This is a genomic window from Saccharopolyspora elongata, from assembly GCF_004348985.1.
Classification (GTDB): Bacteria; Actinomycetota; Actinomycetes; order Mycobacteriales; family Pseudonocardiaceae; genus Saccharopolyspora; species Saccharopolyspora elongata.
The window spans coordinates 59,742-73,932 of record NZ_SMKW01000014.1 but is presented as its reverse complement, the minus strand read 5'-3'; the positions used below and the strand labels follow the sequence as shown (position 1 = coordinate 73,932).

Below are 14,191 nucleotides of genomic sequence, written 5' to 3'. Positions count from 1 at the left end.
ATCACTCGATCGTGCACAAAACCGCACGTCAAACCATCTTGCACGTCAAAGTAGCGTGGTGCACGTGATATCGTGTGGTCATGGGTAGCAGAAACGTGACAATCCAGCTGGACGAGGCAGTAATTCGGCGCGCGAAAATCGCAGCAGCACGAAGGCACACGTCGCTGAGCGGACTTCTGGCCCAGCAGATCACCAAGATCGCCGACTCCGATGAGCGCTACGAACGCGCCAAGCAAGAAGCCCTCGCACTCATGGACGAGGCCGCGCGGTCGGGCGAAAGCGCACCATCATGGACCCGTGAGGAGCTTTACGACAGGTGACCGCTGAACTCACATTCATCGACACGAACATCCTGGTCTACGCCCACATCGTGCACGACGGCGACCTGCGCGCCACCCAATCTCGCCAATTGCTGGAAGAGCTCTGGGCGACGGAAACCGGGGTGTTGAGCACCCAAGTGCTCCAGGAGTTCTACTCCGTGGCGACCCGAAAGACCAAGCTGTCCCGCGAAACCGCGCGCCAGGTGGTGGCGAAGTACGCCGAGTGGGACCCGGTTCGCACCGACCCGCTGTTGATCGTCTTGGCCGGCAAGCTGGAAGAGGACCACACGGTCGCGTTCTACGACGCGCTCATCGTCGAAGCAGCGCTGAGAGCCGGGGCGACGAAACTGCTTTCCGAGGACATGCAGCACGGTCGGCGCTTCGGCAACCTGCTGATCGAGAACCCGTTCCGCTCCTGAAACGCCGAAAGCGGGCCGTCTCCTGGGGAAACGGCCCGCTTTCGTGGTTCCGATCAGCCGAGTTCGATGATCAGGTCGCCGCCCTCGACCTGCTGGACCGCGCCGATCGCCAGGCGCTTCACCCGGCCGCCCTGCGGGGCCGTGATCGCCGCCTCCATCTTCATCGCCTCGATGGTGGCGATCGTCTGGCCCGACTCCACCGCGTCGCCTTCGCCGACCGACAGCGTCACCACGCCCGCGAACGGCGCCGGCACGTGGCCGGGGTTGGACCGGTCGGCCTTCTCCGCGACCGGCAGGTTCGTGGCCACCGAGCGGTCGCGGACCTGGATCGGCCGCAGCTGCCCGTTCAGGATGGCCATCACGGTGCGGATGCCGCGCTCGTCGGGCTCGCTGATCGCTTCCAGGCCGATCAGCAGCCGCACGCCCGGCTCCAGGTCCACCGAGTACTCCTCCCCCGCGCGCAGCCCGTAGAAGAAGTCCTTGCTGCGCAGCAGGGAGGTGTCGCCGTACGCCTCGCGGTGCTCGGTGAACTCCTTGGTGGGCTTGGCGAACATCAGCCGGTTCAGGGTGCTCCGGCGGTCCGAGACGAGCCCCTCGCGGTCCTCATCGGACAGTTCCGCGAGCTTGCGCACCGCGGTGCGGCCCGCCAGCGCGCGGGTGCGGAACGGCTCCGGCCAGCCCGCCGGCGGCTCGCCGAGCTCGCCCTGCAGGAACCCGATCACCGAGTCCGGGATGTCGAACTTGCGCGGGTCGGCCTCGAAGTCGGCCGGGTCCACGCCGGCCCCCACCAGGTGCAGCGCCAGGTCGCCGACCACCTTCGACGAGGGGGTCACCTTGACCAGCCGGCCGAGGATCCGGTCGGCCGCGGCGTACATCGCCTCGATCTCCTCGAACTTTTCGCCCAGCCCGAGCGCGACCGCCTGGGTGCGCAGGTTCGACAGCTGGCCGCCGGGGATCTCGTGCTTGTACACGCGCCCGGTCGGCGACGCCAGGCCCGCCTCGAAGGGCTGGTAGACCTTGCGCACCGACTCCCAGTACGGCTCCAGGTCGCACACCGCCTGCAGGTCCAGCCCGGTGGCCTGCTCGGTGTGGTCGGTGGCGGCCACCACCGACGACAGCGCGGGCTGCGAGGTGGTGCCGGCCAGCGACGCCGTCGCGGCGTCCACCGCGTCCGCCCCGGCCTGGACGGCCGCCAGGTAGGTGGCCAGCTGGCCGCCCGGCGTGTCGTGGGTGTGCACGTGGACCGGCAGGTCGAATTCCTTGCGCAGCGCGGAGATCAGCTTCGCCGCCGCCGGCGCGCGCAGCAGCCCGGCCATGTCCTTGACCGCCAGCACGTGCGCGCCTGCGTCGACGATCTGCTCGGCTAGCCGCAGGTAGTAGTCCAGCGTGTACAGCTTCTCGTCCGGGTTGGACAGATCGGCCGTGTAGCACAGCGCGACCTCGGCGACCGACTTCCCGGTGGCCCGCACCGCCTCGATGGCCGGGCGCATCTGCTCGACGTCGTTGAGGGCGTCGAAGATGCGGAAGATGTCGATGCCGGTGTCGGTGGCCTCCTGCACGAAGTGCTCGGTCACCTCGGTCGGGTAAGGCGTGTAGCCGACCGTGTTGCGGCCGCGCAGCAGCATCTGCAGGCAGATGTTCGGCACGGCCTCGCGCAGCTTCGCCAGCCGCTCCCACGGGTCCTCGGCGAGGAACCGCAGTGCCACGTCGTAGGTCGCGCCGCCCCAGCACTCCAGGGACAGCAGCTCCGGCGTCAGCCGCGCCACGTGCGGCGCGACCGCGAGCAGGTCGCGGGTGCGTACTCGGGTCGCCAGCAGCGACTGGTGGGCGTCCCGGAAGGTGGTGTCGGTGACGCCGACGGCCTTGGATTCCCGCAGCCAGCGGGCGAAGCCCTCCGGGCCGAGCTCGGTGAGCCGCTGCTTGGAGCCGGCCGCCGGCGGCACCGACAGGTCGATCGCAGGCAGCTTGTGCACCGGGTCCGGGGTGGTCGGGCGCTCGCCGTTGGGCCGGTTGACGGTGACGTCGGCGAGGTAGTTCAGCAGCCGGGTGCCGCGGTCGGCCGAGTGGCGGGCGGTGAGCAGGTGCGGCCGCTCGCCGATGAACGACGTGGTGACCTTGCCCGCGGCGAAGTCCGGATCGTCCAGCACCGCCTGCAGGAACGGGATGTTCGTGGACACGCCGCGGATCCGGAACTCGGCGACCGCGCGGCGGGCGCGGGCGACGGCGGTGGCGAAGTCGCGGCCCCGGCAGGACAGCTTCACCAGCATCGAGTCGAAGTGCGCGCTGACGCTGGTGCCGGCGAACGCGGTGCCGCCGTCGAGCCGGATGCCCGCGCCGCCCGGCGAGCGGTAGGCGCTGATCATGCCGGTGTCCGGGCGGAACCCGTTGGCCGGGTCCTCGGTGGTGATGCGGCACTGCAGGGCCGCGCCGCGCAACCGGATCGCGTCCTGCGTCATGCCGAGGTCTTCGAGCGTCTCGCCGGCGGCGATGCGCAGCTGCGACTGCACCAGGTCGGCGTCGGTGACCTCCTCGGTGACCGTGTGCTCCACCTGGATGCGCGGGTTCATCTCGATGAACACGTGGCGGCCCTGCTCGTCGACCAGGAACTCCACGGTGCCCGCGTTGACGTAGCCGATCTTGCGGGCGAAGGCGACGGCGTCGGCGCAGATCCGCTCCCGCAGCTTCGGGTCCAGGTTCGGCGCCGGGGCGATCTCGATGACCTTCTGGTGGCGGCGCTGCACGGAGCAGTCGCGCTCGTAGAGGTGGATCACGTTGCCCGCGGCGTCGGCGAGGATCTGCACCTCGATGTGCCGCGGGTTGATGACCGCCTGCTCCAGGAAGACCGTCGGGTCGCCGAAGGCCGATTCGGCCTCGCGCATCGCGGCTTCCAGCGCCTCGCGCAGCCCGGCGGGGTTGTCGACGCGGCGCATGCCGCGCCCGCCGCCACCGGCGACGGCCTTGACGAACACCGGGAACGTCATGCTCTCGGCGGCGGTGAGCAGCTCGCCGATCTCGCGGGACGGCGCCGAGGAGTCCAGCACCGGCACGCCTGCCTCGCGGGCGGCGGCGACCGCGGTCGCCTTGTTGCCGGTCATCTGCAGGATCTCGTGGCTGGGGCCGACGAAGGTGATCCCGGCTTCCCGGCAGGCGCGCGCCAGTTCGGGGTTCTCGGAGAGGAAGCCGTAGCCGGGGTAGACGGCGTCCGCGCCGGCCTCGCGGGCGGCCTTGACGATCTCCTCGACGGACAGGTAAGCGCGGACGGGATGCCCAGGCTCGCCGATCTCGTACGACTCATCGGCTTTCAGGCGGTGCAGCGAGTTGCGGTCTTCGTGAGGGAACACCGCGACCGTGCCCGCGCCTAGTTCGTACGCGGCGCGGAACGCGCGGATCGCAATCTCGCCGCGATTCGCGACGAGGACCTTGCGGAACATGCCGGCTCCTCCTGGGCAGGTGTCGGTCGGTGTGAGCACCGTACCGCGAAAATTCCTCTAACCGGGAGAACCTCTCAGGTGATGGACACCTCGGGGCCTTTATGACCTGCCCAAATACCGGATCGAAGCAAGGTCTAGACCAAAAGAAATAGGTGAAAATTTCGCTTGATTCGAATTTTCGATCTCTTACTGGAGCCCAGGCGTGGCGCCCGCTCGGGATCACCGCCCGATCGGCGGCTGCCGGCCACAGAAGACCACAACACCGTGGATGGCGCTGGAAAGCTCGAACGCTTCGCCCGACCTGGTACTGGCCGGGCGCTGTTCGCCCACTGCCGGACCTGACCCTCGCGGTCCTGCCGACGGGACTGCGCCCGGTGACGCCACCCGTGAGTGTTTTGGGGTGCTATGGCGCCCCAAAGCACTCACGGCTCCTGACCTGGGGTGCCATGGCACCCCGATTCAGGATTTCTCCAGGTACTCCGCGCGTTCGGCGTCGACGACCTCCGCGACCATCCGGGCCAGGCCCACGTGGTTCCGCAGCCGCGGGTCCTCGCCGACCACCCGGTCCGCCTCCTCGCGGGCCTGGGCGATCACATCCTCGTCGCGCAGCAGCGACAGCATCTTCAGCCCCGACTTCCGGCCCGACTGCGCCGCGCCGAGGATGTCGCCCTCGCGGCGCAGTTCCAGGTCCAGGCGGGCCAGCTCGAAGCCGTCCGTGGTGGAGGCGACCGCGTCCAGCCGGTCCCGCGTCGTGGTACCCGCCATCGCCTCGCTGACCAGCAGGCACAAGCCCGGCGCGCTGCCCCGGCCGACGCGGCCGCGCAGCTGGTGCAGCTGGCTGACGCCGAACCGGTCGGCGTCCATGATCACCATGACCGTCGCGTTCGGGACGTTGACGCCGACCTCGATGACGGTGGTGGCGACCAGCACGTCGAGCTCGCCCGCGGCGAAGGCGCGCATCACCGCGTCCTTGTCGTCGGCGGGCAGCCTGCCGTGCAGGATGCCCAGCCGCAGGCCCGCCAGCGGCCCGGCCGCGAGCTGCTCCGCGACGTCGAGCACCGCCAGCGGCGGCCGCCGCTCCTCGCCGTCCTCCGGCGGCGGCTCCTCGCCGCCGCCGTCGCTGTCGTCCACAGCGGACTTCGCCGCTTTCTTCTTGCCCTTGCCCGGGTTCTCCTCGTCGTCGCCGATCCGCGGGCACACCACGTAGACCTGGTGCCCGGCCGCGACCTCCTCGTGGATGCGCGCCCAGGCCCGGTCCAGCCAGGCCGGTTTCTCCGCCACCGGAACGACGCTCGTGCTGATCGGCGAGCGGCCGCGCGGAAGTTCCCGCAGCGCCGAGGTTTCCAGGTCGCCGTAGACCGTCATCGCCACCGTGCGCGGGATCGGCGTCGCGGTCATGACGAGCACGTGCGGCGACGCGTCGTCCCCGCCGCGCGCCCGCAGCGCGTCGCGCTGCTCGACGCCGAAGCGGTGCTGCTCGTCCACCACGACCAGGCCGAGATCCGCGAACGACACCCGGTCCTGGATCAGCGCGTGCGTGCCGACGACGATCCCGGCTTCGCCGGAAGCCGCCTCCAGCAAGGCCTTCTTGCGCTGCGCCGCGTTCAGCGAGCCGGTCAGCAGCGTGACGCGGGTGGCGTTCTCCGCGCCGCCGAGCTCGCCGGCCATCGCCAGATCGCCGAGCAGTTCGCGCAGCGAGCGGGCGTGCTGCGCGGCGAGCACCTCCGTCGGCGCGAGCATCGCCGCCTGTCGGCCGGAGTCCACCACCTGCAGCATCGCGCGCAGCGCCACCACCGTCTTGCCGCTGCCGACCTCGCCCTGCACCAGGCGGTTCATCGGGTGCTCGGTGGTCAGATCGGCGGCGATCTGCTCGCCGATCTCCTGCTGGCCCTTGGTCAGCTCGAACGGCATCCGCTGGTCGAACGCCGCCAGGACGCCGTCGTCGCGCATCCGGCACACCGGCGCCGGGTGCGACTTCGCCGCGCCGCGCAGCTGCGCGAGCGCCAGCTGCACCGCCAGCGCCTCATCCCACTTCAGCCGGTCCTGCGCGGCCTGGACGTCGCCGAAGTTCTGCGGGCGGTGGATCTTGCGCAGCGCCGACTCGAGATCGGCCAGCCCCATCCGGTCGCGCAGCTCCGCCGGGAGCGGGTCTTCGGCGCCGTCCCAGACGTCCAGCACTTGGCCCACGCACCGCGCGATGGACCACGACGGCAGGCCCTGCGCGGCCGGGTAGACCGGGAGCACCGCGGAGGCGAATTCCTCGGCCGCCGAACCGAGATCGGTCTTGTCCGCGTCGAAGAGCTGGTACTCGGGGTGCGCCAGCTGCAGCTGGTCGCGGAAGGCGGTGACCTTGCCCGCGAACATGCCGCGCCGCCCCGGCAGCAGCTCCCGCTCCCGCCACGCCTGGTTGAAGAACGTGCAGCTCAGCGAGCGGTGGCCGTCGGTGATCCGGGCCTCGACGATGGTGCCGCGGCGGGACTTCATGGTGCGCTTGCTGACCCGCTCGACCTGCGCGAGCACCGTGGCGTGCTCGCCGAGCTCCAGCCCGGCGATCGCGGTCAGCTCGCCGCGCTCGGCGTAGCGGCGCGGGTAGTGGCGCAGCAGATCCCCCACCGTGACGAGGCCCAGCGCCGAATCGAGCGCCTTGCCGGTCTTGGCGCCGAGCACCCGGTCGAGCTTCGCGTCCAATGTGGTCACTGCATGTCCTCCGCCGTGCGCATCGTCACCGGTCCTCCCGCCGGGCAGGCACCCGCAAGTTATCGGACGGCACCGACGAGCCGATCAGTCGGTGGCGGCGACCCGCGCGCTCTGGCTGCCCAGCCGCCAGCCGAGCCAGCCCGCGAGCGCACCGCCCAGCAGCAGCCAGCCCTGCGCGTGGAGATCGACGGTGTCCCGGAAGTCCGGGGCGTCCAGGTTGGTGAGCGTGGTCAGCACGACGGTGCCGAGCATCAGCGAGCCGAAGACGCCCAGCGCCGCCCCGGCCCAGGCCAGGCCGCGCCGCCGCAGCACCCCGCGGACCCCGAACACGCTCCACACCGCGGCTACCGCCAGCCACCAGACGAGCTTGTCGAACAGGAAGTCGCGCAGCGAGCTCGAACTCTTCGGCGCCCCCGACGACGTCCACTCGATCGCGATGGGTTCTGGCAACCGGGCGCGCAGCAGCAGCGGGACGACGATCATCAGCAGCGCGATGAGCACGGTCCAGCCACCGACGAACCACAGATACCGGCTTCGGACACTCACTGGACGCTCCCCGGGACAGTCGACGACCAGTAACGACAGTAGCGCCAGGCCGCCGCCACCGGTCGGCCCGGCCGGGCATCGCCGACCGGGCCGGGGCTGGTCAGGCGGCCGCGACCGGCTGCGGGGCCCGGTCCAGGCGCCACCGGCGCGTCACGAGCAGCGCCAGCGCGGCCATCAGCGCCCAGCCGACCAGGCCGGTGATCCCGGCGATGACCACGTTCGGCGGCTCGGCCGCGGAACCCAGGATCATCGGCAGCCCGGCGGACGCGTTGAACGAGCCGTGGCACAGCACCGCGGGCCAGACGCTGCCCGAGTACAGCCGCAGCCAGCCCATCAGCACCCCGTAGATCACGCAGAACCCGGTGAACAGGACCGCCGCCCAGGGGCCGAGCTGCGGGTAGTTGTAGCCGAGCAGCGTCAGCGGTGCGTGCCAGACGCCCCAGACCAGGCCGGAGAGCAGCAGCGCGGGCCAGGTGCCGAACTCCGTCAGCCGCGGCAGCAGCCAGCCCCGCCAGCCCCACTCCTCGCCGAAGGCCAGCACCGAGTTGATCAGCGGCACGAACAGGACCATCGACACCAGCTGGATCAGCACGATCGTCCCGACGCCGATCGGCGGGGCGCCGCCCATGGCCTCGCGCATCAGGCTGAAGTCGAAGTCCACCGCGAGGACCCCGACGGCCGCGCTGAGTGCGACGGCCGCCGCGCTGATCAGCGGCGGGCCGAGCCAGGCGGCCAGCAGCAGCACGACCGTGCGCCCCTTGCGCGGCCCGAAGGTCAGGCCGGTCGCGCGGGCCCATTCGCGGGCCGGCACGCGGCGGTCGAGCAGCCGAACCGCGAGCACGCCCAGCGTCGGCGTGAACATCATGACTCCGGCGAGCCACGGGAAACCGCTGCCCAGGCCGCCCGCGAGCCACAGCGGCAGCGCGACCAGCCACGCGCCGCCCAGCGCCACCAGCAAGTACACCCACAGATCGCGACGTCCCACGTTGTCTCCCGTCACAGCGCCGAGCGTTCGGTGACGAGCGCGTTGATCAGTTCCGCGCCGCGTTCGGCGTGGTCGACGCTGATGTAGAAGTCGCGGCCGGAGGTCAGCCGCAGGACCAGGCATTCGCCGCCGCGCAGCATGATCGCGGTGCTGCTCGGCAGGGCCCGGTAGCCCCAGCCGCCGACCTCCAGCGGACGCCGGGTCTCGACCCGCGCGCCGTCGATCTTCGCCAGCGGGATCAGCCGGGACGGCCAGCGCTGCGGACCGAACGCGACCCGGACCCCGCGCTCGTCGATCTGCACCCGCGCCGAGGACAGGGCAAGGCAGGCCGCGCCCGCCAGCAGCGGGGCCAGCACGATCGGCCAGGGCAGGAAGACGGCGGCCGCGGCCGCGGCCAGCAGCACGAGCCAGCCACCCGCGCGGAGCGCCGGGCTCGACACCGACGCCAGCCACACCGCCCGCTGACCCGGCTTCAGCGCCAGCTCCGGTCCCTCGTCCGCGTCTTGCGCCGCCTCGTCCGGCCCCCGGTGGAAGGCGAGCCAGCCGAGCCGGCCGGCGAGCGCCGCGATCAGCAGCACCGGGATCACCTGCCAGTTCATCGACCGCGCCTGCCGCCACTCGGCGACGTCGAGGTTCGCCCACACCGTCAGCGCCGCCAGGCCGATCATGAACAGCGCGCCGGTGGCGATGATGGCGCCCGCGGCGGCCCGGGTGCGCCGTCGCCGCCAGCCGCGCGCGCCGTACCCGGCTGCGGCCGACCCGAGCACCAGCCAGCCGACCGGGACGAAGATCAGGAAACTCGCGAGCGACGTCGAGTCGTCCGGCGCGCCGGCGAAGCCCCAGTGCGACGCGATCGGATCGGGCAGCCGGTCGCGGAAGGCCCGGATGCCGAAGTAGAGCACCGCCGCCACGGCCACGACCCAGAGGCCCGAGGCGGCCAGGAACCGGGTGCGGTAGGTCATTTCGCCTCCTGCGTCTAGTGGGCCACCCGACTCCGGCCCGGATGAATCCCTCATCTCTCCCCCTGCCTGATCCACTCGATGACGTCGTCCGGCCGATAGCCGTGGCGCTCGGCCTCGGCCAGCAGCTCGCCGACCTTCCGCTGCAGCGCGGCCTTCGCATCCGGTCGGCGCAGCACCGTGACGCCGCGCCCGCGGCGGAACTCGAGCAGCCCCTCTTCGCGCAGCTCGCGCAGCGCGCGCAGCACGGTGTTGGGGTTGATCTGCAGCGCGACCGCCAGGTCCCGCGCGGGTGGCAGCCGATCGCCCGGCGAGACCTCGCCGTCGGTGATGGCGCGCCGGATGGCGTCAGCCGCCTGCTCGTGCAGCGGCCGCTGATCGTGCAAATCCAACGAAAGCAACATGGTGCCAATGACACTAGCACCATTCACTTCTTGCCTGCCAGCAGCCTCACCGTCCGCGCAGGTCAGGACCCGTGCGTACTTCTTGTCGCCATAGCAGCAAGAAGTGCACACGGTCCTGACCAGGCAAAACACGACAACATCGGAGCGATGCGGGCGAACGCGGCGGAGGTGCTACTCGACGCCGATGAGCAGCAGCGCGTCGAGGTTCCCGCCCGGGTAGTGGGCGAACTCGACCTCGGGATGGGCGTGGCGGAGGTGCCCGGCCAGCGCATCCGGCAGGCCGTCCGGGGCATCGGCCCGGACCAGCGCCGTGAGCAGCTCGCCACCGGTGGCGAGCATCCTGGTGGCGAGCTCGCGGGCCGCGGCGGGCACGTCGTCGCCGATGAGCACGACCTCGCCGTCGATCAGCCCGAGCACGTCGCCGGGCAGGCAGCGGCCGACCCAGGTCAGCGCCTCGGCATCGGCGATGCGCAGCTCGCCGCGCCGCGTCGCGGCCGCCGCCTCGGCCATCGCCACCTGGTCGGCGGCCCGGCGCCGGGTCGGATCGTGCACCGCGAGCGCGGCCAGCCCCTGCACCGGCGACGCCATCGGCACCACGACCACGTCCTGCCCCTCGCCGATCGCGCCGACCCTCTCCACCGCAGCAGCCGTCGCCGCGTCGTTGGGCAGCACGACGACGTGCGCGGCGCCGGTCGCGACGAACGCCTCGCGGAGCCGCTCCTCGGTCAGCTCCGCGCCGCCGACCAGCACATCCGCACCCTCGGCGGCGAACAGATCCCCCAGGACGTCGTCGGTGACGCAGGCGAGCACGGCGACGTCCCGCGCGAACGCGGCCTGCTGGTCGGCGAACCGGGTGACCTTGATCTTGTGCACGCGCCCGGTCCCGATGCCCGACTCGATCGCCGCCCCGATGTCGTCGCAGTGCACGTGCACGGCCCAGGAGTCCGCGCCGTCACCGACCACCGACACGCAGTCGCCGAGCGCGCACAACGCATCGCGCAGCGCCGCGACCCGGTCCTGATCGGTGTCGGCCAGCAGGTACATGACCTCGTACTCGTGCTGCGACTCGTGCTCCAGCACACCCGAGTCGCCCGCCACCGGCGCCTCCGGCGCGAGCCGCTCGCCATCGCGCACCACCGCGTGCAAAGCGTCGAGCATGATCACCAGGCCCCGCCCGCCGGCATCGACGACGCCGGCGTCGGAGAGCACCGAGAGCTGGCCCGGAGTGGCGGCCAACGCGTCGACAGCGGCCCGGGTCGCGCGATGCACGACCGCGTCGAGCTCGCCGGCCCCGGCCGCGAGCGCTGCGGCGCGCAACACCGACAGCACCGTGCCCTCTACGGGCTCGGCGACGGCCTGCCTGGCCAGCTCGTCCGCGCGGGCCAACGCCGCACCGAACGCCCGGCCATCGGCTTCGGCGACGTCGCGCAACGACTCGGCGATGCCGCGCAGGGCCTGCGAAAGCAGCACGCCGGAGTTCCCGCACGCGCCACCGAGCGCGCCCTTCGACAGCGCGGCGAGCACGCCGCCGAGCGTGTCCGGCTCGACCGCGTCGAGTGCGTCCACCGCCGCGCGCATCGTGTGCAGCAGGTTGGTGCCGGTGTCGCCGTCGGCGACCGGGTAGACGTTGATCCGGTCGATCGCGTCGCGCTCGGCAGCCAGCCCGGCCAGCGCCAGGTCGGCCCACCGGCGGGCAGCCGCCGCAGTCAGCGTCCGCAACACCCGCGACCTCCCACGCAGCCACCTACGATCGGATTGTCCGAGACTAGTCGCTGTCCGCGCCAGGTTCGGCACGCATCGGCACTCGCCCCCACCGCCGGAAGCGCCTCCGCCGGTGGGCTACACTGATCCGGTCCCAGGGTGGCGATGACCCCGGGCAACCGGGTTCTCCGGGCTGAGGCCGCCGGTCACGGCGGTGGACAGTGAGCGCTCACGCGAGGCTGATGCGGCCGTGGTGCGCTTGCGGCTCTCATCGCTGTAACCGTCAAGCAAAGTTAAGGGGTGTCTGACGTGGCTGCCGTCTGCGACGTCTGCGGTAAGGGACCAGGCTTCGGCAACTCGGTCTCGCACTCCCACCGGAAGACCAAGCGCCGGTGGAACCCGAACATTCAGACCGTGCACGCCAAGATCGGCCTTTCGCAGCGCAAGCGCATGAACGTGTGCACCTCTTGCCTGAAGGCCGGCAAGGTCGTCCGCGGCTGAACTCGACTGCGCGCAAAGCCCCGGGGCCCAACGCCCCGGGGCTTTCTGCGTGCTCCGTCAATGCACTGAGCGACGCCTCGCCGCCAGGCAAGCGGCGCGAGCCGCTTCCTCTCTCACCACGCATGCGACTTGCACCGCCGCGGGTTCTCAGATGTCGTCCTCGCGAGGACAGCCCCAGCGCCGTGTATTGGGCATACACAAGTCGGGGATCCCGCAGCCGAGGCGGCATCTGAGGTTCCGCCACCCGCACCGCCACGCAAAAGGACCACGTACCGTTCATGAGGCGTGGTTGCGCCATTGGGGGCCTACCTTCTCCCACTCCGCGGCCCAGGCTGCGAGCCGCCTGTGGGTCACGATCAACCGGGCCCCCATCAGGGCGATCGTGGTGACCAGCGCAGATCCGAGCAGCACGCTCGCCCCGGCCATGCCTGCGGCCTGGGTCGCCTCGGCGCGGGTCAGCGGCGGCGAGGTCGGCCGGCCCTGCTGGTCCAGCCACACCGGGACGGTTCCGGCCGCCGGGGCGCGGGCCGGTAGCTCGATGACGGCGAAGCGCTCGTCCGGCGGCTGCCCCCAGCGCACCGCGACCGGCCGGTGCGCGTTCCCGGCGCCGGCGCCGAGCTCGGCGACGACCGTCGCCACCACCTGGTGCTTGGCCGTCTGCTCGCGATCCACGTCGGCGAGCCGACCGCGCAGCTCGGACTGCGCGACGAACAGGGCCGCCACCACCGTGGCGACCGCGATCAGCGCGACCAGCAGCAGCGCGGCGGGCTCGAAGTAGTCGGTGCGCCGCCGCAGCGGGTTCGCGCCCGGAAAGATCCTGCGGATCAGGCACCGCAGCTCGCTGCCGTTCCGGCCGGCTCTCATGACGAGCCTTCTTCCGCCCTGAACGCATCATCCGGCAAGGGCCAATGTACGACCGGGCGGAACCGAAATCCATACGCCGCGAACAGGCAAAACGCGCCCGCGCCGGGGCTTGCTCGGCGATACTGGGCGGTCAGGCAAGCGGCGCAGCCGCTTTCTCTTTCGCCACGCTCGCAACTTGCGCCGCCGCGGGTTCTCAGACGTCGCCTGGCGAGGACAGCCCCGACGCCGCGTATTGGTCATACGTAAGTCGGGGCTCCCACAGTCCAGGCGGCGTCTGAGGTTCCGCCACCTGCACCGCTGAGCAAGGCCAGCAGAAACCCTTCTACGGCAGCTTCCAGTCGATGGGTTCCATGCCGCGGCGTTCGAGGATCTCGTTCACCCGGCTGAACGGGCGGGAACCGAAGAAGCCGCGGTCGGCCGACATCGGGCTCGGGTGCGGCGATTCGACGCACTCCACGCCGGGCATCAGCGGGCGCAGGTCGCGGGCGTCGCGGCCCCAGAGGATCGCCACCAGCGGCTCCTCCCGCGCGGCCAGCGCGCGGATGGCCTGCGCGGTGATCTCCTCCCAGCCCTTGCCCCGGTGCGAACCGGGGTTGCGGGGCCGGACCGTCAGCGCCCTGTTGAGCAGCAGCACCCCCCGCTCGGTCCACGGCGTGAGGTCGCCCCCGGAGGGCGTGGGGTGGCCGAGGTCCTCGGTGTACTCGCGGTAGATGTTGACCAGGCTGCGCGGCGGCGCGACGCCGGGCGCGACGGAGAAGCTGAGGCCGACCGCGTGCCCGGGCGTCGGGTACGGGTCCTGGCCCACGATCAGCACCCGCACGTCGTGGAACGGCTGCTGGAAGGCGCGGAGCACGTGCTCCGGGGCGGGCAGGTACGTCCGGCCCTCGGCTACCTCGGTGCGCAGGAACTCGCCCATCTTCTTGATCTGATCGGCGACCGGCTCCAGGGCTTTCGCCCACCCGGCCTCCACGAGTTCGTGCAACGGCTGTGCGACCATCCGAGCACCCTAGCGAGCTACCAAGATCGCCCTCCGGACAACCCCCGAGATCGACTTCGAACGGTCAATGTGTCGCACGTCACACTCGATGGAAGTAACATGCCAGGCGATATGGCGCACACCCGTATCCGGTTGTCACACGAAAGCACCATTTCCGCTAGTCATCCGCCGAATTCGGCTGTCAAATCGGCGACACTCCGGCACAACGCGCGGACCGCTCGATCGGTGACCTTTTGCATATAGGAAATAACATCGCAATAACGCAATCCACGTCTTTTGGTGGCCTCCTCAAGGCCGCTCGGCTAGGTTCACCGGAGTTCTGAAGACCGCAAGGGTGGATGGCATGACCCGGAGGTGGGCCGCAAAC

Annotated in this window: 12 protein-coding genes; 3 read left to right on the top strand and 9 right to left on the bottom strand. The window is 71.2% G+C overall.

Annotation, left to right across the window (positions count from 1 at the left end):
• Positions 1–80: 80 nt before the first annotated feature.
• Together E1288_RS13265 and E1288_RS13260 are read left to right on the top strand one after the other, a co-directional pair.
• A complete protein-coding gene (locus tag E1288_RS13265; RefSeq protein ID WP_132484768.1) occupies positions 81–320 on the top strand; it encodes a DUF6364 family protein in 240 nt (79 codons plus the stop codon).
• A complete protein-coding gene (locus E1288_RS13260; RefSeq protein WP_132484767.1) occupies positions 317–739 on the top strand; it encodes a PIN domain-containing protein in 423 nt (140 codons plus the stop codon). The genes E1288_RS13265 and E1288_RS13260 overlap by 4 nt, the downstream gene beginning before the upstream one ends.
• A gap of 53 nt (positions 740–792) precedes the next feature.
• Here the strand turns inward: E1288_RS13260 and E1288_RS13255 are convergent, their stop codons facing one another.
• The 7 genes from E1288_RS13255 to E1288_RS13225 form a co-directional block, all read right to left on the bottom strand.
• The gene (locus E1288_RS13255; protein ID WP_132484766.1) at positions 793–4,170 is read right to left on the bottom strand and encodes a pyruvate carboxylase; all 3,378 of its coding nucleotides are present in this window, start codon (positions 4,168–4,170) and stop codon (positions 793–795) included.
• 459 nt (positions 4,171–4,629) lie between these two features.
• Positions 4,630–6,867: an ATP-dependent DNA helicase RecG gene (gene recG, locus E1288_RS13250; RefSeq protein ID WP_132484765.1), complete on the bottom strand. Its 2,238-nt coding sequence runs from the start codon at positions 6,865–6,867 to the stop codon at positions 4,630–4,632.
• 84 nt (positions 6,868–6,951) lie between these two features.
• Positions 6,952–7,413 (bottom strand): hypothetical protein, encoded by a 462-nt coding sequence (locus E1288_RS13245; RefSeq protein WP_132484764.1) that lies wholly within the window; start codon positions 7,411–7,413, stop codon positions 6,952–6,954.
• Between the two features lie 100 nt (positions 7,414–7,513).
• Complete coding sequence (locus E1288_RS13240) at positions 7,514–8,398, bottom strand: CPBP family intramembrane glutamic endopeptidase (RefSeq protein ID WP_132484762.1); 885 nt, start codon at positions 8,396–8,398, stop codon at positions 7,514–7,516.
• An 11-nt stretch (positions 8,399–8,409) separates the two neighbouring features.
• Positions 8,410–9,360 carry a DUF1648 domain-containing protein gene (locus E1288_RS13235; protein ID WP_165968091.1) on the bottom strand — a complete coding sequence of 317 codons (951 nt, stop codon included), beginning with the start codon at positions 9,358–9,360 and terminating at the stop codon, positions 8,410–8,412.
• Positions 9,361–9,410: 50 nt separating this feature from the next.
• Positions 9,411–9,749: a GntR family transcriptional regulator gene (locus E1288_RS13230; RefSeq protein WP_132484758.1), complete on the bottom strand. Its 339-nt coding sequence runs from the start codon at positions 9,747–9,749 to the stop codon at positions 9,411–9,413.
• A 183-nt stretch (positions 9,750–9,932) separates the two neighbouring features.
• Positions 9,933–11,483 carry a DAK2 domain-containing protein gene (locus E1288_RS13225; RefSeq protein WP_132484756.1) on the bottom strand — a complete coding sequence of 517 codons (1,551 nt, stop codon included), beginning with the start codon at positions 11,481–11,483 and terminating at the stop codon, positions 9,933–9,935.
• A 288-nt stretch (positions 11,484–11,771) separates the two neighbouring features.
• Here E1288_RS13225 and rpmB point away from each other — a divergent pair, with 288 nt between their 5' ends.
• Entirely contained in the window at positions 11,772–11,963 is a 192-nt protein-coding gene (gene rpmB / locus E1288_RS13220; protein WP_093262649.1) for a 50S ribosomal protein L28, read from the top strand.
• A 276-nt stretch (positions 11,964–12,239) separates the two neighbouring features.
• Here rpmB and E1288_RS13215 read toward each other — a convergent pair whose 3' ends face one another.
• Complete coding sequence (locus E1288_RS13215) at positions 12,240–12,827, bottom strand: Rv1733c family protein (RefSeq protein ID WP_132484754.1); 588 nt, start codon at positions 12,825–12,827, stop codon at positions 12,240–12,242.
• Between the two features lie 322 nt (positions 12,828–13,149).
• The gene (locus E1288_RS13210; protein WP_132484752.1) at positions 13,150–13,824 is read right to left on the bottom strand and encodes a uracil-DNA glycosylase; all 675 of its coding nucleotides are present in this window, start codon (positions 13,822–13,824) and stop codon (positions 13,150–13,152) included.
• Positions 13,825–14,191 lie beyond the last annotated feature (367 nt).

Coding starts and splice junctions, on each gene's coding strand:
- E1288_RS13265 (WP_132484768.1), top strand. CDS start 81: ATGGGTAGCAGAAACGTGACAATCCAGCTGGACGAGGCAGTAATTCGG.
- E1288_RS13235 (WP_165968091.1), bottom strand. CDS start 9,360: ATGACCTACCGCACCCGGTTCCTGGCCGCCTCGGGCCTCTGGGTCGTG.
- E1288_RS13210 (WP_132484752.1), bottom strand. CDS start 13,824: ATGGTCGCACAGCCGTTGCACGAACTCGTGGAGGCCGGGTGGGCGAAA.
- E1288_RS13215 (WP_132484754.1), bottom strand. CDS start 12,827: ATGAGAGCCGGCCGGAACGGCAGCGAGCTGCGGTGCCTGATCCGCAGG.
- E1288_RS13255 (WP_132484766.1), bottom strand. CDS start 4,170: ATGTTCCGCAAGGTCCTCGTCGCGAATCGCGGCGAGATTGCGATCCGC.